20 protein-coding genes are annotated in these 23,982 nt (G+C 62.7%); 5 read left to right on the top strand and 15 right to left on the bottom strand.

Going from position 1 to position 23,982, the window contains the following annotated elements:
* Position 1: 1 nt before the first annotated feature.
* The gene (locus ACODTZ_RS30485; RefSeq protein WP_112981789.1) at positions 2-715 is read right to left on the bottom strand and encodes a sulfate transporter family protein; all 714 of its coding nucleotides are present in this window, start codon (positions 713-715) and stop codon (positions 2-4) included.
* A gap of 219 nt (positions 716-934) precedes the next feature.
* Between ACODTZ_RS30485 and ACODTZ_RS30490 the strand changes: the two genes are divergently transcribed.
* The gene (locus ACODTZ_RS30490; protein WP_289729645.1) at positions 935-1,789 is read left to right on the top strand and encodes a MurR/RpiR family transcriptional regulator; all 855 of its coding nucleotides are present in this window, start codon (positions 935-937) and stop codon (positions 1,787-1,789) included.
* An 11-nt stretch (positions 1,790-1,800) separates the two neighbouring features.
* Here the strand turns inward: ACODTZ_RS30490 and ACODTZ_RS30495 are convergent, their stop codons facing one another.
* The 8 genes from ACODTZ_RS30495 to ACODTZ_RS30530 form a co-directional block, all read right to left on the bottom strand.
* Positions 1,801-3,384 (bottom strand): FGGY-family carbohydrate kinase, encoded by a 1,584-nt coding sequence (locus ACODTZ_RS30495; protein WP_489030339.1) that lies wholly within the window; start codon positions 3,382-3,384, stop codon positions 1,801-1,803.
* Positions 3,384-4,073, bottom strand: a complete 690-nt coding sequence (locus ACODTZ_RS30500; protein ID WP_489030341.1) for an HAD family hydrolase — start codon at positions 4,071-4,073, stop codon at positions 3,384-3,386. Before ACODTZ_RS30500 ends, ACODTZ_RS30495 begins: the two co-directional genes overlap by 1 nt.
* Before the next feature lie 77 nt (positions 4,074-4,150).
* Positions 4,151-5,632 carry a mannitol dehydrogenase family protein gene (locus ACODTZ_RS30505; protein WP_018902444.1) on the bottom strand — a complete coding sequence of 494 codons (1,482 nt, stop codon included), beginning with the start codon at positions 5,630-5,632 and terminating at the stop codon, positions 4,151-4,153.
* 102 nt (positions 5,633-5,734) lie between these two features.
* Positions 5,735-6,715 (bottom strand): ABC transporter ATP-binding protein, encoded by a 981-nt coding sequence (locus ACODTZ_RS30510; RefSeq protein WP_047509790.1) that lies wholly within the window; start codon positions 6,713-6,715, stop codon positions 5,735-5,737.
* 18 nt (positions 6,716-6,733) lie between these two features.
* Positions 6,734-7,564, bottom strand: coding sequence for a carbohydrate ABC transporter permease (locus ACODTZ_RS30515; protein ID WP_047509791.1), 831 nt, complete (start codon positions 7,562-7,564; stop codon positions 6,734-6,736).
* 1 nt (position 7,565) lies between these two features.
* Complete coding sequence (locus tag ACODTZ_RS30520; protein WP_047509793.1) at positions 7,566-8,438, bottom strand: carbohydrate ABC transporter permease; 873 nt, start codon at positions 8,436-8,438, stop codon at positions 7,566-7,568.
* A 129-nt stretch (positions 8,439-8,567) separates the two neighbouring features.
* Positions 8,568-9,881 carry an ABC transporter substrate-binding protein gene (locus tag ACODTZ_RS30525; protein WP_047509795.1) on the bottom strand — a complete coding sequence of 438 codons (1,314 nt, stop codon included), beginning with the start codon at positions 9,879-9,881 and terminating at the stop codon, positions 8,568-8,570.
* Between the two features lie 150 nt (positions 9,882-10,031).
* A complete protein-coding gene (locus tag ACODTZ_RS30530; protein WP_111565274.1) occupies positions 10,032-10,982 on the bottom strand; it encodes a sugar-binding transcriptional regulator in 951 nt (316 codons plus the stop codon).
* 249 nt (positions 10,983-11,231) lie between these two features.
* Here ACODTZ_RS30530 and ACODTZ_RS30535 point away from each other — a divergent pair, with 249 nt between their 5' ends.
* The 3 genes from ACODTZ_RS30535 (at position 11,232) to ACODTZ_RS30545 (ending at position 14,216) form a co-directional block, all read left to right on the top strand.
* Positions 11,232-11,891 (top strand): response regulator, encoded by a 660-nt coding sequence (locus ACODTZ_RS30535; RefSeq protein ID WP_111565273.1) that lies wholly within the window; start codon positions 11,232-11,234, stop codon positions 11,889-11,891.
* Complete coding sequence (locus tag ACODTZ_RS30540) at positions 11,888-13,222, top strand: sensor histidine kinase (RefSeq protein WP_489030345.1); 1,335 nt, start codon at positions 11,888-11,890, stop codon at positions 13,220-13,222. The genes ACODTZ_RS30535 and ACODTZ_RS30540 overlap by 4 nt, the downstream gene beginning before the upstream one ends.
* 73 nt (positions 13,223-13,295) lie before the next feature.
* Positions 13,296-14,216 carry an ROK family protein gene (locus tag ACODTZ_RS30545; protein ID WP_489030347.1) on the top strand — a complete coding sequence of 307 codons (921 nt, stop codon included), beginning with the start codon at positions 13,296-13,298 and terminating at the stop codon, positions 14,214-14,216.
* A gap of 208 nt (positions 14,217-14,424) precedes the next feature.
* Here the strand turns inward: ACODTZ_RS30545 and ACODTZ_RS30550 are convergent, their stop codons facing one another.
* From ACODTZ_RS30550 to ACODTZ_RS30575, 6 genes are all read right to left on the bottom strand, one after another.
* On the bottom strand, positions 14,425-17,571 hold the full coding sequence (locus tag ACODTZ_RS30550) for an efflux RND transporter permease subunit (RefSeq protein WP_489030349.1): 3,147 nt from the start codon (positions 17,569-17,571) through the stop codon (positions 14,425-14,427).
* Between the two features lie 24 nt (positions 17,572-17,595).
* Entirely contained in the window at positions 17,596-18,744 is a 1,149-nt protein-coding gene (locus ACODTZ_RS30555) for an efflux RND transporter periplasmic adaptor subunit (RefSeq protein WP_489030350.1), read from the bottom strand.
* Between the two features lie 55 nt (positions 18,745-18,799).
* On the bottom strand, positions 18,800-19,408 hold the full coding sequence (locus tag ACODTZ_RS30560) for a TetR/AcrR family transcriptional regulator (protein WP_489030352.1): 609 nt from the start codon (positions 19,406-19,408) through the stop codon (positions 18,800-18,802).
* Positions 19,409-19,749: 341 nt separating this feature from the next.
* Complete coding sequence (locus ACODTZ_RS30565) at positions 19,750-20,181, bottom strand: OsmC family protein (RefSeq protein WP_018902456.1); 432 nt, start codon at positions 20,179-20,181, stop codon at positions 19,750-19,752.
* Between the two features lie 153 nt (positions 20,182-20,334).
* Positions 20,335-21,555, bottom strand: a complete 1,221-nt coding sequence (locus ACODTZ_RS30570; protein WP_111565268.1) for an adenylate/guanylate cyclase domain-containing protein — start codon at positions 21,553-21,555, stop codon at positions 20,335-20,337.
* A 74-nt stretch (positions 21,556-21,629) separates the two neighbouring features.
* Positions 21,630-22,652 (bottom strand): LacI family DNA-binding transcriptional regulator, encoded by a 1,023-nt coding sequence (locus tag ACODTZ_RS30575; protein ID WP_489030355.1) that lies wholly within the window; start codon positions 22,650-22,652, stop codon positions 21,630-21,632.
* Positions 22,653-22,757: 105 nt separating this feature from the next.
* On the opposite strand from ACODTZ_RS30575, the gene ACODTZ_RS30580 reads away from it, so the two are divergent.
* Positions 22,758-23,945, top strand: coding sequence for a phytanoyl-CoA dioxygenase family protein (locus ACODTZ_RS30580; RefSeq protein WP_489030357.1), 1,188 nt, complete (start codon positions 22,758-22,760; stop codon positions 23,943-23,945).
* Positions 23,946-23,982: the final 37 nt, after the last annotated feature.

Raw genomic sequence — 23,982 nt, forward strand, 5'->3', positions numbered from 1 at the left:
ACTAGACCCGGACGCCGAGTTCCTTGCGCGAGAGCAGCTTGTGCAGATGCACCATCATGCCCGCGGCAAACAGTGGCGTCAGCAGGTTGACGATCGGGATGGCCAGGAAAGCGGTGATCACGAGACCGGCGAGAAACACCGTCGGCGCATGTTTCTGGCGGAAGAGCCGCGCCTCGGCCGGTGGCCGGAAGCGCATGGCGGCGAACTCGAAGAATTCCCGACCGAGCAGATAGCCGTTGACGAGGAAGAAGGCGACGAGGTTGACGCCAGGGATGAACAGCAAAAACAGCGCCACGATATTGCCGACGATGACGACGCCGAGGAACTTGATCGAGCTCAGCATCGCCGGGCCAAGCGGCATGGCGGTGCCCGGCACGTCTTCAGGATAATCGCGCTTCTCCACCACGTCGGCGACATCGTCGAGAAACAATCCGGCGATCAGCGCGGTGACCGGCGACAGCAGAAGTGCCAGCCCCAACGCCAGTCCGATCCCCGCCATGATGGCGAAGACGAAACCCAGCCAGCCCGCCCAATCGGGCATCGCGGGAAAGAAGCTGGCGATCCAGGGAAAGACGAAAGCCATGAACGCGCTGCGCAGTGCCAGCCACAGGCCGATCAGCGCGAGCACGGTCAGCCCGAGCACTTTCCAGAACACCGACCGCGTTTCCGGGGCAAAGAGATTGGTGATGGAAAGGCGCGCCGCTTCGAGGATCATGGTGACGTCTCCGGTTGTGGCGATGATGTAGGAATCTGATCTTTGAACGGCAAGGCTGAAATTATTTCGCCGGATTGAGGGAATTGTTGTTCGAAAGCCTTTCATAATATATATTTAAATCAGCATCTAAGATTACTTGCAGGGCGCTCCGAATATTTGCGGACGCAAGGATTTGTTTCAAGCAGACAGGAAACATCACCCAAAATCGGGACGGCTGCCGTGGAAGACTTTGTTCAGAAGCTCCGCCAATACGCGAAATCCGGCACGCCCGCCGAACGTCGCATCGCGAAATATTTCACCGAACACTTGAGTGATCTTCCGTTCGAAACGGCGGCCTCGGTGGCCGACCGGCTGGATCTGAGCCCGATGACCGTCGGCCGCTTCCTGCGGGCGCTGGGCTATCAGGGGCTCGATAGCGTCAAGGTGCAGATCCGCGACGTCGCCGGTGTCTCGGCCACGCAGATGCAGGCCTCGATGTCGGAACTGCAGGTCGATGCCGCCGACGGAAAGCCGCTCGCCGTGCTGGTCGCCGAGCAGATTCAGGCGCTGCACCACATCTATCATCTGACAGGACAGCAGCACTGGACCGACGCGGTAGCGATGATCCGCGCCGCAAGCGAGGTGTTCATCGCCACCCATGTCTCGCAGGCAAGTTTCGCCACGCATTTCAGCCAGCGCCTGACGCAGGCGCGCGATGGCGTGCATGCGCTCGACGGCAGCGGAAACCGGTTCGCCGAGCTTTTCGCGCGTGTCAGTGGTGAAGGCGCGCTGCTCGTGATCATCGACAGCCAGCGTTTCAAGAAGGCCCGTCTGCTCGCCCGCATCGCCCGGCGCTACGGATACAAGGTCGTGCTCATCAGCGCCCAGAGCGCCAACTGGGTGCTCGATCAGGCCAATCTCATCCTGCCGCTCCCCCCGACCCGGCCGGGAGAACAGGACAACCTTCCTCCGGTGATCGCGCTTCTCGACTGTCTGTCCTCGGCGGTTGTCAGCGCTGTCGGTGATGAGGCCGTCGCGCGTGCGAGCCGCATGACCGAGTTCAGCGTCATGCTGGGCGAAGAGCCCAACCGGTAGCGATCCGAAATCTATTCCATCGCCTCGAGCTCGGCGCGATGGCGATACATGGCGAGCAGCCGGCGGTAATCGCGATCATAGAGCGCGCGCTTGCTCTCGTCGGGAACATGCACGTCGCCGCCGGGATACATGGCCGAACCCGCCGTCGCGAGATCGGCATGCAGACCGCAGGCGACGGAGGCCGCCATCGCGGTGCCCAGAAGCACCGCCTCGTTCATCTTCGGCACCACGACCTTGCAGCCGGTCGCATCCGAATAAAGCTCCATCAGCACAGGGTTCTTCACATGCCCGCCGGCCACATGCAGCGTATCGGGGGCGTAGCCATATTCCTTCATCCGCTCCAGGATATGGCGGATGCCGAGCGCGATCGCCACGGCGGTGCGCCAGTAAAGCGAGCAGAGCCCGTCGAACGATGTGTCGAGCGTCAGCCCGCTGACTGCGCCGACCGCGTGCGGGTCGGCAAGCGGCGAGCGGTTGCCGTGAAAATCAGGCAGCACGAAGATCCTGGCGCCGAAGGCATCGCCCTCTTCCGAGCGCAGCTGCGATATCCGCGACACGATCTTCTGGTGCAACGCCGCCGTCGGCTCGCCGCCGGCCGCATGCATCCTGACGACATGGTCGAGCAGAGCCCCCGTCGCCGACTGCCCGGCCTCGACAAGCCAGGTACCGGGAAACACGGCTTCGTAATAGGGGCCCCACATGCCGTGGCTCGGGCGCCGCTTGCGCGAAAACGAGACGATGCAGCTCGATGTGCCGGCGATCAGCGCCAGCTGCCGTTCCAGCCGTTCCGGATCATGCGCGTCGCCGCCGAGCGTTCCGAGCGCGCCGGCATAGGCGTCGATCATGCCGGAAGAGACGTGACAGGCCGTGGTGAGACCGAGCGCCGAGGCCGCCTCCTTCGTCAGCGTGCCGACGCTGCCGCCGACCGCAACGGTGTCGTCGGGAAGCCGCCCGCGCGCCTGCAGGTCATCGAGGCCGATCTGCTCGAGAAAATCCTTGCGCCAGCCATCCTGGAGATGAGCCAGATAGTTCCACTTGGACGTCAGCGTGCAGCGCGACCGCGCCAGCGAGCCGGTGGATTTCCAGGTCATGAAATCGGCGAGGTCGAAGAGATAGCCGGTATTCGCCCATGTGCCGGGCAGCTTCTTTTTCAGCCACATCAGCTTCGGCATTTCCATCTCGGGCGACATGAAATGCCCGGAATGCTCCAGCACCTCGTGGCCGGTCGCCGTGCAGAAATCCGCCTCCTTCAGCGCCCGGTGATCGAGCCAGACGATGGTGTCGAAACGACGCTCGCCGCCCGTCGACACGCTGATCTGCCCGCCATCGATATCCCGAACCACAAGCGAGCAGGTGCCGTCGAAACCGATCGCGCCGATGCTCTCGGGTGCGGCACCCGATTGCTCCATCGCGCGGCGCACCGCGATGCACACCGCCGACCATATATCCTCGGAATCGTGCTCGGCGTGGTTTTCGCGAGGCCGGTTCATGATGATCGGATGATCGGCCTTGCCCAGCAGCTGGCCGCGCGCATCGAAGACGCCGGCGCGTGCGCTGCCCGTGCCGATATCAACAGCAACCACATGCTGAGGCATTAAAGGTCGTTCCCGTCCCGCTGATGTTTTTTGATAAGGTGGATCAAATCCGGCATGACGTCAAACGTAGCGTCGGGGGAAAGGCGGTCAAGCTCGTCGCGATAGCCGGCGAAATTGGCATGCGAGCCGCCGGTGAAGGCAAAGACGGTCATGCCGGCGGCCTTGGCGGCCTCGATGCCGGCGGGGCTGTCCTCGATCACCACGCAGTTAGCGGGATCGACCTGCATCTGGCTTGCCGCATGCAGAAACAGATCCGGCGCCGGCTTGCCGTTCTTCACCATCGAGGCGCTGAAGATATTCGGCAGCCGGTCGATCAGCCCGGTGACTGTCAGCGACAGACGGATACGCTCGACCTGGCTGGACGAGGCGACGCAGCAGGGGATATCGAGCGCATCGATCGTATCCGCGATGCCGCCGATCGGCTTCAGCTCAGTGCGGAAGCGCGCATAGAGATCGGTGCGGATCTGCTCAAGGAAGGCTTCGCCGGGATGGACGTTATATTCCGTCTTCATCGTCTCTATCACGGTCGCGAGGCTGCGTCCGAGAAAGCGGCCATACACCTCGTCCTCGGTGATCGGCACGTTGAGATCGTTCATGGCCTTGACGAGAACGGTGACGGAGATCGGCTCGCTGTCGACGAGGACGCCGTCGCAGTCGAAGATCACAAGCCGTGTTTCAGCATCAGCCATGACACATCCAATCAGGGTTCAAGACATTGCAGGCAGAGATGGGTGGATAGCGGCGGGGAACGCCCGCCGCCTGATGCTTATGCCGCGAGCTTGTTGTCGAGGTAAAGCTGCAGCGTCTCGCGCGTGCCCTTTTCCCACAGCGTCTTCAGCGCATGCGCGAAGCGCTTGCGGAAGAGCTCGGACTTGGCAACCTCGCCGAAGATGTCGTCGAAGGCGAGAAACGCCATCGGGTCGTCCTTGGCCTTGATGGCCGCGGCATGCAGCCGGTCGGCGCTGGCATCGTTGAAGACGATATCCTGGCCGGTATCGGTCTTGCCGGCGAAGTAGCGGCACCAGAGTGCGGAGACCAGCGACAGGCCGATCACGTCGCGACCCTGGTTCAGGTTGTCGAGCGTGGACGGCAGGATGAACTTCGGCTGGCGGTTGGAGCCGTCCTGCGCAAGGCGCGGGATGGTGTCGGCGATCTTCGGGTTGAGCAGGCGGTGCTCGATCAGCGCGAAATAGTCCGTCAGCGAAGTATTCGGCACCGGTGGCACGATCGGGATGATCTCGTCCTTCTCGAGCTTGGCGAGGAAGGCGCGGATCAGCGGGTCTTCCATCGAGTCGTGCACGAAATGAATGTCCATCAGCGCCGCCGGATAGGCGATCGCCGCATGGCCGCCGTTAAGGATGCGGATCTTCATGTGCTCGTAGGGCGTAACGTCAGGCACGAAGGTGACGCCGACATTCTCCAGCGCCGGACGACCGGCGGTGAACTTGTCTTCCAGCACCCACTGCTTGAACTCTTCGCAATAGACGGGCCAGTTGTCCTCGATGTCGAAGACGTCCTTCAGGAGATCGATCTCGCGCTGGCCGGTGGCCGGCGTGATGCGGTCGACCATGGCGTTCGGGAAGGCGACATTGGCCTTGATCCACTCAGCGAAGGCGGGATCCGACAGCGCCGCCGTGCCGACCACGGCGTTGCGGGTGACGACGCCATTGTGCGGAATGTTATCGCACGACATGACGGTGAAAGGCACAAGGCCCTTGTCCTTGCGCGCCTTGAGACCGGCGACGATCAGGCCGAACACGGTCTTCGGATCGGCGGGGTTCTTGCCGTCAGCTGCGATTGCCGGATGATCAGGATTGAACTTGCCCGACGCGTCGATGAAGTAGCCACCCTCGGTGATCGTCATCGAGACGATGCGGATTTCGGGATCGGCGAGTTTGGCGATGATGGTCTTGGCATCGCCGACCGGCAAGATGTCGATCATCGGCGCGGTGACGCGCGCCGAGGTCTTGTTGTTGTCCTGCTCGACGACTGTTGTCAGGAAGTCCTGGGCGGCGAGCTTGTCGCGCATGGCGGCATCGGACGGCAGGATGCCGGCGCCGATGATCGCCCAGTCGTGAGCCTCACCCTTGTTGAACAGGTCGTCGAGATAGATTGCCTGGTGGGCGCGGTGGAAGTTGCCGACGCCGAAGTGCACGATGCCCGCCTTCAGCGACGCCCGCTCATAGGCCGGTACGGCGGCTGTCTTAGCCGCGTCGGAAAGCGTTGCCAGCGATAGTTTGCACGTCATGTCTCAGTCCTCTTGAAGGTCTTCAGGGTCTAAAGACCCCGGTACTGGCGCGCCGGGCACCTCGTCCGGCACGCGCGCTCTTCCCCACCCCGGATGCCTCGCTCAGATGGCGAGGCCCTGCTCGTTGAACCTGTGAATGCGAGCCTTGTCTGCGGTCAGGTAAACGGTGTCGCCGGCCTTGGCCGGGAAGCTGCCGTCGCCGCGCGCCGTCATCTGGCCGATGCCCTCGACGTTGACATGCAGGAAGGTGTCGGAGCCGAGATGTTCGGCGACCACGACCTTGCCCTTCCACTCGCCGCTCTCCATCGAAAGCTGGATATGTTCGGGGCGCACGCCCAGCGTCTGCGAGCCCTGCGGCACGAAGTTCATCTTCGGCGAGCCGATGAAGCCGGCGACGAAGAGGTTGCGCGGCTTGGAGTAGAGCTCCATCGGCGAGCCGACCTGCTCGATGTTGCCGCGGTTGAGCACCACGATCTTGTCGGCCATGGTCATGGCTTCGACCTGGTCGTGGGTAACGTAGATCATCGTCGTCTTCAGCTGCTGGTGCAGCTCGCTGATCTCGAGGCGCATGTTGACGCGCAACGCGGCATCGAGGTTCGATAGCGGTTCGTCGAACAGGAAGGCCGAGGGCTGGCGCACGATGGCGCGGCCGATCGCGACACGCTGGCGCTGGCCGCCCGAAAGCGCGCGCGGCTTGCGGTCGAGATAGTCGGTGAGGTTGAGGACACGGGCTGCGTCCGCCACCTTCTTGTCGATCTCGGGCTTCGCCATGCCCGCCATCTTCAGCGGGAAGGCGATGTTGCTGCGCACGCTCATATGCGGATAGAGCGCGTAGGACTGGAACACCATGGCGAGCCGGCGTTCCGACGGCGCGCTCTCGGTGGCGTCCTTGCCGTCGATGACGATCTTACCGCCGCTGACATCCTCGAGGCCTGCGATCAGACGCAACAGCGTGGACTTGCCGCAGCCCGACGGGCCGACGAAGACGACGAACTCGCCGTCCTTGATTTCGAGATCGATCGAAGGGATGACCTTGGCTTCGCCGAAGACCTTCGAAACTTTCTGAAGGGTAATGCTGCCCATGTTTCTCTCCCTTGTTTCTTATTTCACCGCGCCGAACGTCAGGCCGCGGACGAGTTGTTTCTGGCTGAACCAGCCGAGGATCAGGATCGGGGCGATTGCCATGGTCGATGCTGCCGAAAGCTTGGCGTAGAAAAGTCCTTCCGGGCTGGAATAGGAAGCGATGAACGTCGTCAGCGGCGCAGCCTTGGAGGCCGTGAGGTTGAGCGTCCAGAAGGCTTCGTTCCAGGACAGGATGATGTTGAGAAGAAGCGTCGAGGCGATCCCCGGCACCGCCATCGGCGTCAGCACGTAGATGATTTCCTTGCTGAGCGAGGCGCCATCCATGCGCGCCGCCTCAAGGATCTCGCCGGGGATTTCCTTGAAGTAGGTGTAGAGCATCCAGATGATGATCGGCAGGTTGATCAGCATCAGCACCACGACGAGGCCGATGCGGCTGTCGAGCAGACCGGTATTGCGGAACAACAGATAGATCGGGATGAGCGCGCCGACTGCCGGCATCATCTTGGTCGACAGCATCCACATCAAGACGTCCTTGGTGCGCTTGGTCGGCGAGAACGCCATCGCCCAGGCGGACGGGACCGCGATGATCAGGCCGAGAAGCGTCGAGCCAAAGGAGATGATCACCGAGTTCAGGAAGTGGCTGAAGTAGTTCGATCGGCTCTGCACCTCCAGATAGTTCTCCGTCGTCCAGTGGAAAAACAGGAACTGCGGCGGCGATGCGATGGCGTCGGCTTCCGACTTGAAGCTTGTCAGAAAGGTCCACAGGATCGGGAAGAAGAGCACGATGCCGATGGTCCAGGCGACCGCCGTGACGATCACCTTGCGCTGGGTTGTGATGCGTCTGGCCATCTCAAGTCTCCAGGTTCTTGCCGACGATGCGGACGAGGAAGATAGCAACGATATTGGCGAGGATGACCGCGATGATACCGCCCGCCGAAGCGCCGCCGATGTCGAACTGCAGGAGTGCCCTGTTATAGACGAGGTAGGTCAGGTTCGTGCTGCTCGTGCCGGGACCGCCATTGGTGGTGACGAGGATTTCGGCGAAGACCGACAGCAGGAAGATCGTCTCGATCAGGATGACGACGGTGATCGCGCGCGCCATGTGCGGCAGGATGATGTAGACGAACTGCGAGAAGAAGCCCGCGCCATCCATCTCGGCCGCTTCCTTCTGCTCTTCCGACAGCGACTGCAGCGCGGTCAAGAGGATCAGCGTGGCAAAGGGAAGCCACTGCCAGGCAACGATCAGGATGATCGAAAACAGCGGCATGTTGGCGAGCCAATCGACCGGCTGCGCGCCGAACAGACGCCAGATATAGGCGAACAACCCGTTGACCGGGTTCATGAACATGTTCTTCCACACCAGCGCAGCAACGGTCGGCATGATGAAGAACGGCGCGATCACGAGAATGCGCACGATCCCCTGGCCGAACATCGGCTGGTCGAGCAGAAGCGCCAGCGCGATGCCGCCGACGATGGTGATGACGAGGACGCTCAAGACCAGCACGAGCGTGTTTATCAACGCATCGAAGAAGGCCGGGTCCGTCAGGAAGAATTCGTAATTGAGGAAGCCGAGGAAGCGATTGTCGCTCGGCATCAGGAGATTGTAGTCGATGAACGAGAAGTAGATCGTCATCACGAGCGGGACGATCATCCACGCGAAGAGCAGGAGCACCGAAGGTGCCATCATCATGCGCGCCGCGGAGCGGGTGTGTAACGTTGCCATGGTTCACCGTCTTTTCTGAAAGCGGATGGCTGCAAGGCCTTAGGGACAAAAAGGGCCGCCGATGCAGTTCGGGCAATTCGGCGGCCTAGGGGTGCGGCGTGCAGGCGCACGCCGCATGTCTCGGGAGGCTTACTTGGGGTAACCAGCCTTCGTCATTTCGCGGGTCGTCAGCTGCTGAGCGCTCTGCAGGGCCTGATCGACGGAGATCTGGCCGGCGACAGCTGCCGAGAACTGCTGGCCGACGGCCGTACCGATGCCCTGGAACTCAGGGATCGCGACGAACTGGCCACCGGTGTAAGGCACCGGCTTGACGGTCGGCTTCTGCGTGTCGGCTGCCTTCATCGCATCAAGCGTCTTGGCGGCGAACGGAGCGGCCTTCTGGTAGTCGGCGTTTTCGTAGAGCGAGGTGCGCGTGCCCGGAGGAACGTTTGCCCAGCCTTCCTTGCTCGCAACCAGATCGCCGTAAGCCTTGTCGGTCGCCCAGGCGACGAACTTCTGCGCGGCTTCAGCCTTGGTCGAGGTCGCAGGGATGGCGAGGTTCCAAGACCACAGCCAGTTGCCGTGGTTCTTCATCTCGCCCTTGGTCGGGAACAGAGCGTAACCGACCTTGTCGGCAACCTTCGATTCCTTCGGGTTGGAGACGAACGAAGCGGCGACCGTCGCGTCGATCCACATGCCGCACTTGCCGGTCTGGAAGAGCGCCAGGTTTTCGTTGAAGCCGTTCGAGGATGCACCGGGAGGGCCGGCTTCCTTCATAAGGTTGACGTAGAAGCCAAGCGCTTCCTTCCACTCGGGGCTATCGAACTGGGGCTTCCAGTTTTCGTCGAACCAGCGACCGCCGAAGGAGTTGTCGAGCGCGGTGATGAACGCCATGTTCTCACCCCAGCCGGCCTTGCCGCGAAGGCACATGCCGTAGACTTCGCCGCTCTTGTCGGTGATCTTCTTCGCCGCATCGGCGATAAAGTCCCAGGTCGGCGCGTCGGGCATCTTCAGACCGGCCTTTTCGAAGAGGTCGGTGCGGTACATGATCATCGCGCTTTCGCCGTAGAACGGCACGGCGTAGAGCTTGTTGTCGACGGTCAGCGCGGCGCTGATCGCGGGCAGCAGATCCTTGGCGTCATACTTTTCGCCGAGGTTGTCGAGCGGCAGAAGCCAGCCCTGCTTGGCCCAGATCGGAACTTCGTAGTTGCCGATCGTCAGAACGTCATACTGGCCGCCCTTGGTCGCGATATCGGTCGTGACCTTCTGGCGCAGCACGTTTTCTTCGAGCGTTACCCACTCGAGATCGATGCCGGGGTTCTTTGCCTTGAAGTCATCCGTGAGCTTCTGCATGCGGACCATGTCGCCGTTGTTGACGGTCGCGATCGTCAGCGTTTCAGCCGAAGCCATGCCCGCGAACGCCAGGACGGAGCAGGCGCCGAGCAGAAAAGTTTTAAATGTCATGATCTTCCTCCCAGAAGATGTTAGCGAGCATTCGCTTTGCTCATGGGCAATTACTCAATGACAGACGACAAATGTCAAGCTCCAATCGTTGCTGCAGCCGCGAAACGATGAGTTAAAACACTGATTTAAAAAGAAATAAATTTTTGCCCACTAGGTGAGCAAATACTCGGCAACCTCTTCATCGGTGATCAAACCGTTGATCTGATGACCGGTCACGGCCGCCTTGATCGCCTTCATCTTGCGCTTGCCCTTGCCGATTCCAATGACCACGGAGGTCTCGCGCGAGGGGATCGGAGCGGACGCGACGCGCTCGTTGATCGGGTTGTCGAGCAGCCTGCCTTCACTGTCGAAAATCCAGCCGCAGATCTCGCCGACGGCGCCATTGTCCATCAACTCCATCATCTCGCCCTTCTCGAGGAAGCCGTCGACGCAAAGCGGCCCGTCGATGCCGAGCTCACCGATACCAACGAAGGTCACATCGGCCTGCGCGCTCATGTCGAGCGTCGAGCGCACCAGCTGCTGGGCATGCAATGTCTCGCGCTCTTCCGCGGAAGTGACGAGAACCGGCAGCGGCATCGGGAAATGCCGCGCCTTGACGGCGTCGGCCATGCTGAAGATGACGTTGTAATAGGCGGCCGATCCGTCGGGCGCGATGTTGCCGGTGAGCGAGACGATGCGATGATTGATGCACTCGATCGCCGGCAGCTGATCGACCGCAGCCTTCAGCGTTCGCCCGGTTCCGACGGCAAGAACGATCGGGTCGGTCTTCTTCAGCCAGCGCTCGATCTCGGCCGCCGCCGCCTCGGCGATGCCGACGGTCGCGGCGCCGGCGCCCGGATCGCTCGGCACGATATCCACCTGCCGCAACCCGTATTTGTTGCGCACGGCGTTGGCGAGTTCCAGACAGGCGGCGATCGGGTGATCGAGCCGCACCTTGATCAGCCGCTCGGCCACGGCAAGCGACACCAGCCGCTGCGCCGATTGTCGCGAAATCCCCATGGACGAGGCGATCTCGTCCTGCGTGCGCCCTGCCACATAATAGAGCCAGCCGGCGCGCGCCGCGTCATCGAGACGACCAGAAGTTTCGGACTTTTTCACCATCGACTATCCATTGCGCGCGACTGCGCCGGCTTTCGCCGGCAAAGCATGTGGTTGAAGCTATGTTCGCGCCAGATCAAAACAAAATTCGGGCAAATGTCGAGTGCATTGAGAAATTGCACAATCTATTTTAGCCTCAACGCAAGCAGTGGATGGTGCTCAGCCCCGCCATTGCAGCGCCATCTTTGCCCGCGAAGCCATGCTTGACCTGACATCGAACGGCACGCTAACTATGCGCCAGAGGGAAAAATCGTGCGAATTCTGCTGGTTGAGGACGACAAGATGATTGGCGAGGCGGTGCGCGATCACGTCGCCGCGTCCTTCCATGCCGTCGATTGGGTGAAGAACCTCGCCGATGCGGAAGCCGCCACGGGCCCCGTCGAATATGGATTGGTGCTGCTCGACCTCAATCTTCCCGATGGCAGCGGCGTCGATTTCCTGCGCAAGCTGCGCAGCCGCGACATCCGCGCGCCCGTCATCATCCTCACCGCGCGAGACCAGATCTCCGACCGCATCGAGGGATTGAACGCCGGCGCCGACGACTATCTCGTCAAGCCGTTCAACCTTGGCGAGCTGGAAGCCCGCATCATGGCGGTCGCCCGCCGCTACGACGCCAACCCGCATCCGGTGGTGCAGATCGGCGATATCGAAATCAACCGGCCGCAGCACAAGCTCTCCGTCGACGGTATTTCCGTCATCCTTACCAGCCGCGAATGGGCGGTGCTTGACCTCCTGACCGCACGTCCCGGCGCGATCGTCTCCAAGGACCGCATCGAGGAGGCGCTCTACGCCTTCGGCTCGGAAATCGAGAGCAACACGGTCGAGGTCTATGTCAGCCGGCTGCGCAAGAAGATCGGCAAGGATCGCATCCGCACGGCCCGCGGCATCGGCTACACACTCGGATCACAATGAAGCGCGAACGCAGTATCACCCGCCCGCTCATCACCGCACTGACGACCGTCATGGTCATCTTCTGGCTTATCGCCATCGGCCTCAGCATCCGCGTCATGCAGCATGAGTTCGACGAGATCTTCGACAGCGCCCAGCAGGAAACGACGGAACGGCTGCTGGCGCTGATCCTCGACGACATGGACCAGCGCGGCATCGGCGACCCGCATGGCATCGCCATGCTGAACACCGCCGCCAACCGCGAGTATCTGACCTATCAGGTTCGTGATCCATCAGGAAAGGTGGTGTTGCGCTCCAATGACGCGCTTGCCGAACCCTTCCCCGCCCCGCTCGAAACAGGCTTCTTCGACAGCGCGACCGCGCGTATCTACACGGAAAAGACATCCGACGGCTCGCTCTTCCTGCAAGTCGCCGACCGCTTCAAGAACCGGCGCGAGGCCGTGCGCGAGAGCGCCGTCACGCTGCTCATTCCGCTGATCGCGCTAATCCCCGCCAGCATCTTTGCCATCTGGTTCATCGTCGGCCGCGCGCTGAAGCCGCTGGATACGCTGCGCCAGGATATCGGCACCAAGGACGGCGGCAATCTGGCGGAAGTGGAGAGCGCCGGTCTGCCGAAAGAGCTGAAGCCGATCGCCCGCTCCGTGAACCTGCTGCTCGGACGTCTGCGCTCCGCGCTTGAGGCCGAGCGCGAGTTTACCGCCAACAGCGCCCACGAACTCAGAACGCCGATCGCCGGCGCGCTGGCGCAGACGCAGCGCCTTGCCGAGGAGCTGCCCCCAGGACCAACCAAGGCCCGCGCCCATCAGGTTGAGAGCTCGTTGGTCAATCTCGGGCGCCTCGCCGAAAAACTGCTGCAGCTCGCCCGCGCCGAGGCCGGCATCGGTGGCAGCGCCACGGCAACGGATCTTCGCCCGGTGCTCGACATGATCGTCACCGACTACGAACGCGACAGCCGCTCGCAGGGTCGCCTGCGCTACACCGCCGCCCCTGCGACAAAGCTGGTCCGCAACGCCGACATGGACGCCTTCGGCATCATCCTGCGCAACCTCATCGAGAACGCCCTGGTTCATGGCGACCCGGAGCTATCGGTCGATGTCAATCTCGATGCGAATGGTGTCGTGCGTGTCGTCAATGGCGGGCCCTTGGTGCCTGAAAGCGATATCGCGACGCTGAAGAGGCGCTTCCGGCGCGGCAACACCAGCGCCTCAGGCTCCGGACTTGGGCTGGCAATTGCCGATCGCATCGTCTCGCAGATGGGCGGAACGCTCGACCTGATCTCGCCGGCCAGCGGCCAGAGTTCCGGCTTCGAGGCCCGCATCACGCTGCCTGCCTGATCAGGGTTTAGGCTTGCAAATCGCACCGAACGATGCGAGCAGATTCTAACCGTTTGGAACAAGCAGAATACGAATGATCATCTCCTTCGACATCGGCGGCTCGGCAATCAAGGGCGGCGTTGCCCTTTCCGAAACCGAGATCACGCCGCTCGGCCGCCGCCCGACCCCCCTCGATGATTTCGGCGCCTTCGTCGACACGCTGAGAACCTTCATCGCGGAAGCCGGCGGCACGCCGACGCTGCTGTCGATCTCGATCGCCGGCGTCGTCGATCCGGATACGCAGCTGCTCACCTGCGCCAACATTCCCTGCATTCACCAGCGCACCATCGCCGCCGATCTTCAGGCCGAGCTCGGCGTGCCGGTCCTGGTCGCCAACGACGCCGACTGCTTCGCCATGGCCGAAGCCGGCCTCGGCGCCGGTCGAGGCCACCGCATCGTGCTTGGCGTCATCCTCGGCACCGGCGTCGGCGGCGGCGTGATCGCCAATGGCCGACTGATCAACGAGGCGGGCGGCTTTGCCGGCGAATGGGGCCACGGCCCGATCGTCGCGCTGCGCGCCGGCCACCCGCCGGTCGAGATCCCGCATTATGCCTGCGGCTGCGGCCAGAGCGGCTGCGTCGATTCCGTCGGCGGCGCGCGCGGTATGGAACGCCTGCACAAGACCCTCCATGGTCTCGATTTCACCAGCGAGGAGATCATCGGCCAGTGGCTGCGCGGCGAGGAAAAGGCGACCCGCACGATCGACGTCTTCATTGATCTCCTCGCCTCTCCTCTGGCGCTAACAGTCAACATCACCGGCGCCACCATCGTCCCCGTTGCCGGAGGGCTCTCCAATGTGGAGCCGCTGCTGGATGAGCTCGACAAGGCCGTGCGCCAGCGCATCCTGCGCAAATTCGACCGCCCGCTGGTGGTGCGCAGTGAGTGCCGTGTCGAGCCCGGGTTGATTGGGGCGGCGTTGCTGGGATTGAAGGCGGAAGCGGAGATGGCGGGGTAGAGGCTACCTCAAATCGAAGGCGCAGAGCCTGCAGCCCCCTCACCCTACCCTCTCCCCGAGGGGAGAGGGGGAGCGAGCCGCTAGCTCCGAGTCTCTTCTCCCCAGCGGGGAGAAGGTGCCGGCAGGCGGATGAGGGGGCCACACCCTCAGTTCTCAATTAATAATCCTATACAAAAACGGCGCGGTTCTCACCGCGCCGTCCGCATTCTCACTCCGCCGCCATCGCCGGCGGATGCCCGTGATCCACCGCATCATCCTCAGCGGACGGAACTGCCTCATCCTCCTTGCCCTTCGGCTCCTTGCCGAAGAACAGCGCATAGGCCGCCGGCAGAACCAGGATCGTCAGCACCGTGGCGACCAGGATGCCGCCCATCATGGCGTAGGCGAGCGGGCCCCAGAAGACGCCGCGCGAGATCGGGATCAGCGCGAGGACAGCCGTCAAAGCCGTCAGCATGATCGGGCGGAAACGGCGCACGGCCGCGCCGACGATCGCTTCCTGCCGGTGCATCCCCGCCTTGATGTCCTGGTCGATCTGGTCGATCAGGATGATCGAGTTGCGGATGATGATGCCCAAGAGCGCGATGACGCCGAGGATCGCAACGAACCCGAACGGCGCGCCGGAGATAAGGAGGGCTGCTGCGGCACCGATGATCCCGAGCGGACCGGTCGCCAGCACCAGCATCGCCTTGCCGAAGTGCTGCAGCTGCGCCATCAGGAGAAGCACGATCACGACAAGCATGATCGGCGCCTTGGCGGCGATCGAGGCCTGGCTTTCGGCCGAATCCTCGGCACCGCCCTGGATCTCGACCTTGTAGCCGGCAGGCAGGCTGTCGCGCAGCGGCTGCAGGTCGGCATACATCTTCATGACCACGTCGTTCGACTGCACGCCATCAGGCAGCGTTGCGCGCACGCTGATCGTCGGCAGGCGATCACGCCGCCATTCGATGCCCTGTTCGAGAACCGGCACCACCTTGGCGATCTGCGAGACCGGCACGAAGCCGCCGAAATCGGTGGGCACATAGACCGAGTTGACGGCCGACAGCAGCGAACGATTGGCTTCCGGCTCGCGGGCGACGATCGACACCGTCTCCTCGCCGTCGCGGAAATCGTCGAGCGGCGCGCCGGACATCGCCGTCTGCAGCATCTGGCGGACGCGCTGCGAGGTGACGCCGAGCGCACGGGCGCGGTCCTGGTCGATCACCAGCTTCATCGCCGGCACCTGCTCCAGCCAGTCGTCATGGATGGCGCCAAGCAGCGGATTTTCCTGGAACTTCGCCTTCACCTGGTCGGCTATTCTGCGGACTTCCTGGCGATCCGGACCCATGACGCGCATCTGCACCGGCCAGCCGGTCGGCGGACCGAGGAACAGGCGGTCGACCTTGCCACGGATATCGGGGAAGTCCTCGGCGAGAATGGTCCTGAGCTTGACGATCAGCCGTTCGCGGGCCGGTTCGTCATTAGCCATGATCAGCAGCTGCGCGAAGTTCGGGTTCGGAAGCTGCTGGTCGAGCGGCAGGAAGAAGCGCGGCGCGCCCTCGCCGATATAGGTGGCGACGAACTTCTTGTCCTTGTCATCCATGATCTTGGCTTCGAGCGCCTTCGATTGCGTCTCGACTTCCTTGATGCTGGTACCTTCAGGCAGCCAGAGATCGACGAGAATCTCGGGACGCGAGGACTGCGGGAAGAAGTTCTGCGGAATGAACTGGAAGGCCCAGAGGCTGGTGGCGAAGGTCACCAGCGTCATGGCGACGACGATGATGCGGTGGCGCACGGCCCAGCCCACCGTCGACCGCAGCCGGCGATAGAAGCTGGTGTCGAAGGCATCATGATGCGCGCCGCCGGCATGCTGGCGCTGCTTCAGGATCATGTAGCCGAGCCACGGCGTGAAATAGACCGCGACGAACCACGAGACCACGAGCGCGATGCCGACGACATAAAACAGCGTACGAACGTATTCCCCGGCGGTGGAGGCCGCAAAGCCAACCGGGATGAAGCCGGCCGTGGTAATCAGCGTACCCGTCAGCATCGGGAAGGCGGTGGAGGAATAGGCGAAACTCGCCGCCTCGATCTTGACGAGCCCCTCTTCAAGCTTGCGCTCCATCAACTCGACCACGATCATCGCGTCGTCGACAAGCAGCCCGAGCGCGATGATCAACGCTCCCAGCGAGATACGCTGCAGGTCGATGCCGAGCTCGTACATGATGGCGAAAGTGGCAGCCAGCACCAGCGGAATGGCGATGGCGATGACGAGGCCCGAACGCCAGCCGATCGACAGGAACGAGACGACGAGAACGATGGCCAGCGCTTCACCGAGCGCATGCATGAACTCGCTGACAGCATCGGTCACGACATCCGGCTGGTTGGAAATCTGGTCGACCGACACGCCGTAAGGCAGCGATTCCTCGAAGCGCTTGTAGGTCGCTTCTACATCCTTGCCGACATCGGTGACCTTGTAGCCCTTGGCCATGACGACACCGACCTGGACGCTCTCATGACCATTGAAGCGGTACTTGCGCTGATAGGGGTCTTGAAGGCCGGAATAGACCGTGGCGATATCGCCGAGGCGGGTCACCTGGTTGCCGGCCTTGAGGCGGAGCTCGCGGATATCGGCGGCCTTGGTCACGTCGCCTTCGACGGCGATGCGCACCGAGCGCGTGCCGGTATCGACGGAGCCGGCGGGGTCGACGCTGTTCTGGCCCTTGATGGCGTTCTGCAGATCGACGATCGTCAGGCCGCGTTCGGCGAGCGCCTGGGAGGACACGTCGATGAAGATCTTCTCCGGCTGGTCGCCGATGATCACGGCCTTCTCGACACCCGGCGTCGTCAACAGCATGTCGCGCGCCTGGATCGCGAATTTCTTCAGTTCCGGATAGCTGTAGCCATCGCCGCTGATCGATTGCAGCGTGATGAAGGTATCGCCGAATTCGTCGTTGAAATAGGGGCCGAGCAGGCCTGACGGCAGCTCGTTGGAGATATCGCCGACCTTCTTGCGCACCTGGTAGAAGGCGTCGGCGACATCAGCCCCGTTGGTATCGCCCTTGATCTGCAGCGTGATGACGGCGGAGCCGGCGCGCGTATAGGATTTCACCCAGTCGATATGCGGGGTTTCCTGCAGCTTGCGCTCGATCTTGTTGACGACCTGATCCTGCATTTCCTGGATCGAGGCGCCCGGCCACACGGCCTGCACGACCATGACGCGGAAGGTAAAATCGGGGTCTTCCTTCTGCCCCATCCGCATCAGCCCGAGCACGCCGGTGATGAGGATCAGGCCGAACAGGAAGCGCGCGATGCTCGGATGGCCGATTGCCCAGCGCGACAGGTTGAAGGGCTTCTTCTCGGTGGTGGAATTGTCCATTGTCCCGTTCCCTCTCCTGACCGCTTAGCGAACGACGTCGCCGGTCTCGGCCGCAGTTTCGGCGGATGCCGACTGCTGGCCCGGCAGCTTGACCTTGAGATTGTCGGTCATGAACTGCGTGCCGGCGGCAACCACGAGATCGCCGGTCTTCAACCCGTCGGCAATATTGACGCCGTCGCCGGTGAAATCGGCGATCGTGACGTCGCGGGCATGCACGGTCTGCTGGTCGCGATCGACCACCCAGACGATCTTCTTGCCGTCCTTTTCGGCAAGTGCGGCGAGCGGGATGGCGACATGGGTGTTAGAGTTGCTGACGCTGGCCTCGATCGTCGCCGTCATGCCGAGCAGGACGCGATCGTCATGCGGCAGGCTCACACGAACCGCGAAAGTGCGCGACTGCGCGTCGGCGCTGCCGGAGACCTCGCGCACCTTGCCGTCGAGCACCAGCTTGGCCGAAGACCAGAAGCTCGCCTTGACCGTCTTGCCCGGCTTGAACTCGGCGATGTCGTTCTCAGGCACCGCGATCTGCACTTCCTTTTCACCGTCGAGGGCGACGGTGGCGACCGGCGTGCCGGCGGCAACGACCGTGCCGGTGTCGGCGCTGATCGCGGTGACGATACCGCTCTGGTCGGCCTTCAGCTCGGCGTAGCTCACCTGGTTTTTCGCCTGATCGAGAGAGGAGCGAGCCGCGTCGCGCGTGGAGACGGCCTGGTCATAGCTGAGCGACGCCTGCTCGAGCTGCGACTTCGCCGTCACGCTCTTGTCGAACAGCTGCTGGGCGCGCTTGTTGGCGAGATCCGCCGTGCCGACACCCTTTTCGGCCGCCGCCAGATTGGCCTCAGCCGTCTTCGTCGCGAGCTCGTAATCGGTCGCATCGATGCGCGCGATTACATCACCCGGCTGGACACGGTCGCCGATATTCACGCGGCGCTCGGTGATCTTTCCGGCCACGCGAAAGCCGAGGTTCATCTCGACGCGCGCCTTCACCGCACCGGAATAATCAAGCGCTCGGGTCTCGCCGGCCTTGGCGATTTCCACGACCTTGACCGGCCGCAGGATCTCCTTGGTCTCCGCCTTCTTCTCCTCGCTGCAGCCCGAAAGCGCGAGCGAAACGGCGCCAAGGAGCGCGAAACTGGCAACGGACGGCAACTTGACTGTCTTCAGCGAAATCATCTTTCGCACTCCCGGTATGTTTGTGTGTTGAATTGTTGGCGGCCGTGCCGCCCGATTATCTCTTCAAAGCCCTGATGGAGAAGTCGATCAGCTCGTCCACCGTCGCTCGATTGGTCTTGGCAAGACATTGCGCCACCATGATCGGGTGGCAGAGCGTCACCGTGGCGGCGCCAAAGCAACGCGACGCGGTCGCGGGATCCTGATCGACGAACTCACCGGTCTCGATACCCTCGCGGATCACCTCGGCCAGCAGATCGTGAATGCTGTCGACATGCTTCTCGATGACATGCCAGTCGCGCTCGATGGCGACGACCACCATCTCGTGCACCTTTTCCTGGTCAAGCATGGTCTCGACCGTCATCTGGTACTGCCCGCGCACGAAACGGCTGAGCCGCTCGGAAGCGCTGAGCGGCAGATGGCAGATCTCGTAGGCCTGCTGATAGCTCGCAGCCAACATGCGCCCGCAGATCGCCTGGTGGATTTCTACTTTCGAGGAGAAGAAGCGATAGACATTGGCCGGCGACATGCCGAGATCGCGGGCGATATCGGCGACCGTGGTCTTGGCGTAGCCATAGTGACGAAACAGACGCTCGGCCGCATCGAGAATGCGGGTCACATTCTCCTGTCTTGTCGCTTCGAGAATGCTTTCGGCGGTGTCGCTCATGATTTCTGCCGTGCTGCCTTACGACTGACGAATTTCGATTTTCGTCAGTCGTAAGGCATCAGGAGGTGAAAGTCAATCTTTTGCGTTGCGGCAAAGTCCCCGCCTCGCCCTCGCAAAAGACCCCTCCCCACAAGGGGGAGGGGCTTTGCTGGGCGAGATGTCTTGCCGAAAGCCGCAACCTCTCAACAGCCACGATCTTGAGTGTTGGACGCTGCGGGTGCCACGGTTTAGCCCCTCCCCCTTGTGGGGAGGGGTTGGGGAGGGGTCATCACCACACCCACAAACGAAAAATGCCGCGGCACAAAGCACCGCGGCATTTCAAACAATCGATAAATACCAGCTTACGCCAGCTGCGCATCCAGCGTGATCGGCACTGCGGCCAGCGCCTTGGAAACCGGGCAACCGGCCTTGGCCTTGCCGGCGAGCTCGATGAAGGTCTTCTCGTCGCAATTCGGAACCGTGCCGCGCAGCGTCAAGAGGATGGCGCTGATCGCGAAGCCGCCCTCGACGCTTTCGAGCGTCACCTTCGCCGTCGTTTCCATGCTGGTCGCGGTAAAGCCGGCCTCGCCGAGTATCAGCGACAGCGCCATGGTGAAGCAGCCGGCATGGGCGGCGCCGATAAGCTCTTCGGGATTGGTGCCTGGGAGACCTTCGAAACGGCTGGCGAAGCCATAAGGGTAGGATTTGAGCGCGCCGCTCTGCGTCGAGATCTGACCCTTGCCGTCCTTGATGCCGCCCGACCACTGTGCGGAACCTGTGCGATTGATCTGCATGCCGTTCTCCTGTTGGATTGAGTGTTCTCCAACGCAGCGACCCGCCGCGTCATCCGGTCAAGAGGCGCGAAAACCCCTTCGCCCGAGCATATAAGTCTCTAATCCAGGAAGGCGACAGTCTTGTAAAATTTGATTGCGCCGATACTGCGCTGATCAGCGGATGGTACCCGCCGTCTCCAGCGTGAAGAGTTCCTGCGGCCGCTGCACGCCGCGCAGCGCGTAACGCCCGACACAGGCCAGCGCGCCGCGCTCGGCTTCGGGGACGGCAGCGGCGAAATCCGACGACATCAGCACATTGAAATCGACGGACCGGCACAGCGAGGCGATGCGGCTAACCTCGTTGACGGCGGGGCCGATGACCGTGAAGTCGAGCCGCTCCTGGCTGCCGATGTTGCCATAGAAGACGTCGCCGATATGCAGGCCGATATAGACGTCGGTGGTCGGCCGCTCCTCGAAGGCGCGCTCGTTGTTCAGCGTCACCAATCGCTCGTGCAACACCCGCTCGGCCTTCAGCGCCGCCGAACAGGCATCGGCCGGCGCGTCGGCCTTGAAGATCGCCAGCACCCCGTCGCCGATCAGCTTCAGCACATTGCCGCCGGCCTCATGCACCGCCGTGATGACCAGATCGCTATAGGCGTTCAGCATCGGCAGGATTTCCTCAGGCGAGGCGCTGTCGGAGATCTTCGTGTAGTTCACGAGATCCGAGAACCACAGCACCGCCGAAATCCGCTCCGACTTGCCTCGGCTGATCTTGCCGTCCAGCACCTGGCGCGCCGCATCCTCGCCGAGATAGACCTCGGCGATCGTGCGGGCGATGCGCCCGAGCGCGATGCACTTGATCGCCAGCGCCAGCACCGGCGCCAGCTTGCGCAGCACCATCATGTGATGATCCGAGAACCCCTCCTGATGGCGTGTGGCGAAATGCACGAAGAAGCAATCCATCTCGCCGATCGTGCCGGCCTTGTCGAACTTGCGCACCATCGCGACGAAATCGGTATGTCCCTCGGCCTGCATCGTATCCAGCATGTAGAAATCGGCTGGATCGCCGAACGCCAGCCGCCGGCGAACCTCGTTCTCGGGGCCTGTCCAGAGATGATAGAACGCCGAGCGCTGCCAGTTTTCCAGCGAGTTTCCATCGCCGCCCATCGGGCCATAAGCAAATTCGGGCTCGACATCCTGCTCGCTATCCCAGCGGAAAGCGCGCCCCTCATGCACCGGGTGCAGCGTATCCATCAGCGCCAGGCTGCGATCGAGCGGGAGGCCAAGCCTGCGGCAGGTATCGCAGAAGCCGGTCAGCAACTCGGTTTCAGTCGCGCCATTCAGCCCCTGCTCCGTCAGCCACGTCGCAACCGTACCGATATCACCGTATTCCATGCCATAGTCACCTTGTCTGATACTCAAGCTTTACCGTGATTTGACGACCGAAGGAACGGCAAAGCCGCTAAACATCATGTCGCAGCCGGCATATTGTAAGGTGTGATGATTTCCACCGCCGACAAGGATGCTGGCGCAGTACGCCCGGACACACCGCGGCTCATCACGGCCCGAAACGCCGTGCGCGCATCGGAGCGCAGGTCATGATGCAGCACGAAGCCGATCTTGCCGGCTTTCAAGAGCGCGCGGTTATCGGCATCGAGATCATGCGCGACGAACGCCCGGATCGGCCGACCGGCGGCCTCGAAGGCCGCGAGCACCGCGCGATTTCCGCCGCCGATCGAATAGACCGCGTCAATCGTCTCGTCGGCCGCAATCGCCCGCGCCGCCAGAATCCCGGTTGCCGCGTCCGTCCCGTGCCCTTCGCTGATCTCGGTGATGCCAATCTCGGGGTATCGCTCGCGAATGACGCGGCGAAAGCCGATCTCGCGCTCCTCCTCGCCGCGGAACCGCCCGCTTGAGAGCGTCACCAGCACTCGCCCCGGCGCGCCGGCAAACCGCTCGCCGATCAGATAGGCGGCGGTCTCGCCCGCTGCCCGGTTATCCGCTCCCGCATAGGCGATCCGCGCCGAATTCGGCAGGTCGGTCACCAGCGTCACCACGGGGATGCCCGCCTCCTCCAGCCGCGACACGGCGGCGTCGATCTCGGGCACATCGGGCGCCTTCAGCACGACCGCCTTGGTGCCGCGCAGCCGTATCCGGTCGAGAAGCTGGACGATCTCCGCCGGCTTCATCACCTCGGCGAAGTGAAAGCGGCAGCGAAACACCGTCGGCAGAAAGGTCGCGACCTCGGCCTCGAAGGCGGCGCGGACCGTCGTGCTGAAGCGCTCGGGCGTCTCCATCACGATATCGATCGCGATCGTCCGCCCGCCTGCCGCCACCTCCGTCTGCTGCTTCTCGAGCTCGGCGATCGCCGCCCGCACCCGCAGCTCCGTCTGCCGCCGCACGCCCGGCCGGCCGTTCAGCACCCTGTCCACGGTTGCCGTGCTCAAGCCCGCCTGAAAGGCGATATCCTTGACGAGAAAGACATGCGCCATGCCGTGAGATTCCGATCCACTCTGATGTATTTTTGATGGATTTCTGATCTACCACGCCCCTCGCCGCGCCGTATAGTGCCTTCATCAGGAATGGAGGAGCATCTGATGAAAACCGACAATCTGCAGAAGCTGCGTGCCGACCGCGTCTGGCTCACCGAGGATGCGTGCGATCTCGACGACTTCCGGGCGCTGGCCGAAAAGACGACATCACTCGCCGATTATCCGAACGCAGCCGCGGTCGAGAAGAACGTGCTGATTTACGACAGCCGCAATGTCAGGGCCGTCATCGCGGATCCTGAAGGCAAGCGCGCGCTCTTGGCCGAGATCTGCGAAGCCTTCGCCGAGGGCCCCGGCGTCGTCGTCTTCACCGGCGCCTATGAGGACACCGGCGTCATCGATCGCGCCAGCAAGATCTTCGACGACATCATCACCGAGCAGCACCGCACATCGACGGGCGGCGGCGACCACTTCGCCAAGGCCGGCGCCAACGACCGCATCTGGAACTCGCTCGAAAAGCACTGCCTCGCCGACCCCGACAATTTCGCAGAATACTACGCCAACCCGATCGTGGCGTTGGCAAGCCAGGCTTGGCTCGGCCCGAGCTACCAGATGACCGCGCAGGTCAACCGCGTGAACCCCGGTGGTGCCGCCCAATCCGCGCATCGCGATTATCACCTCGGCTTCCAGTCCTCTGAGGTGATCCAGCAGTTTCCCGTCCACGTCCACAGGCTATCGCCGGTGCTGACGCTGCAGGGCGCGGTCGCCCATTGCGACATGCCGCTCGAAAGCGGACCGACGCTCTTCCTGCCGAACAGCCAGACCTATGTGCCGGGTTATCTGGCGCTCAAGCGCCAGGAATTCCGCGATTATTTCGAGAAGAACCACGTGCAGCTACCGTTGAAGAAAGGCGACGTCGTCTTCTTCAACCCGGCGCTTTTCCATGCCGCCGGCACCAACCGCTCGGCCGACATCAAGCGCGTCGCCAACCTGCTGCAGGTCTCGTCCGCCTTCGGCCGCGCCATGGAAACGGTCGACCGCCAGCGCATGAGCGCCACCCTCTTCCCGGCGCTGAAGCGGCTTTCCGACACGCTCTCGCAATCAGAAATCGCCAATGCGGTGGCAGCTTGCGCCGAGGGCTACTCCTTCCCCACCAATCTCGACCGCGACCCACCGCTCGGTGGCCTCGCGCCGAAGACGCAGGCGCAGCTGATGCACGAGGCTTTGGCCGCGGGCTGGAGCGACGAGATGTTTGCCGAAGCTCTTGCGAAACAGGCGGAGAAGAAGCTGAGCTGAGGGAAGCACTGCCCACAACAGCAACCACAAAAGGCCT

It is taken from the genome of Rhizobium sp. FG113 (assembly GCF_057809895.1).

Bases quoted from the DNA above. Each gene is read 5' to 3' on its own strand.
- ACODTZ_RS30485 (WP_112981789.1), bottom strand. From the start codon at position 715: ATGATCCTCGAAGCGGCGCGCCTTTCCATCACCAATCTCTTTGCCCCG.
- ACODTZ_RS30500 (WP_489030341.1), bottom strand. From the start codon at position 4,073: ATGGCTGATGCTGAAACACGGCTTGTGATCTTCGACTGCGACGGCGTC.
- ACODTZ_RS30540 (WP_489030345.1), top strand. From the start codon at position 11,888: ATGAAGCGCGAACGCAGTATCACCCGCCCGCTCATCACCGCACTGACG.
- ACODTZ_RS30505 (WP_018902444.1), bottom strand. From the start codon at position 5,632: ATGACGTGCAAACTATCGCTGGCAACGCTTTCCGACGCGGCTAAGACA.
- ACODTZ_RS30525 (WP_047509795.1), bottom strand. From the start codon at position 9,881: ATGACATTTAAAACTTTTCTGCTCGGCGCCTGCTCCGTCCTGGCGTTC.
- ACODTZ_RS30580 (WP_489030357.1), top strand. From the start codon at position 22,758: ATGAAAACCGACAATCTGCAGAAGCTGCGTGCCGACCGCGTCTGGCTC.
- ACODTZ_RS30495 (WP_489030339.1), bottom strand. From the start codon at position 3,384: ATGCCTCAGCATGTGGTTGCTGTTGATATCGGCACGGGCAGCGCACGC.
- ACODTZ_RS30550 (WP_489030349.1), bottom strand. From the start codon at position 17,571: ATGGACAATTCCACCACCGAGAAGAAGCCCTTCAACCTGTCGCGCTGG.
- ACODTZ_RS30510 (WP_047509790.1), bottom strand. From the start codon at position 6,715: ATGGGCAGCATTACCCTTCAGAAAGTTTCGAAGGTCTTCGGCGAAGCC.
- ACODTZ_RS30520 (WP_047509793.1), bottom strand. From the start codon at position 8,438: ATGGCAACGTTACACACCCGCTCCGCGGCGCGCATGATGATGGCACCT.
- ACODTZ_RS30575 (WP_489030355.1), bottom strand. From the start codon at position 22,652: ATGGCGCATGTCTTTCTCGTCAAGGATATCGCCTTTCAGGCGGGCTTG.
- ACODTZ_RS30555 (WP_489030350.1), bottom strand. From the start codon at position 18,744: ATGATTTCGCTGAAGACAGTCAAGTTGCCGTCCGTTGCCAGTTTCGCG.
- ACODTZ_RS30570 (WP_111565268.1), bottom strand. From the start codon at position 21,555: ATGGAATACGGTGATATCGGTACGGTTGCGACGTGGCTGACGGAGCAG.
- ACODTZ_RS30515 (WP_047509791.1), bottom strand. From the start codon at position 7,564: ATGGCCAGACGCATCACAACCCAGCGCAAGGTGATCGTCACGGCGGTC.
- ACODTZ_RS30545 (WP_489030347.1), top strand. From the start codon at position 13,296: ATGATCATCTCCTTCGACATCGGCGGCTCGGCAATCAAGGGCGGCGTT.
- ACODTZ_RS30560 (WP_489030352.1), bottom strand. From the start codon at position 19,408: ATGAGCGACACCGCCGAAAGCATTCTCGAAGCGACAAGACAGGAGAAT.
- ACODTZ_RS30530 (WP_111565274.1), bottom strand. From the start codon at position 10,982: ATGGTGAAAAAGTCCGAAACTTCTGGTCGTCTCGATGACGCGGCGCGC.
- ACODTZ_RS30565 (WP_018902456.1), bottom strand. From the start codon at position 20,181: ATGCAGATCAATCGCACAGGTTCCGCACAGTGGTCGGGCGGCATCAAG.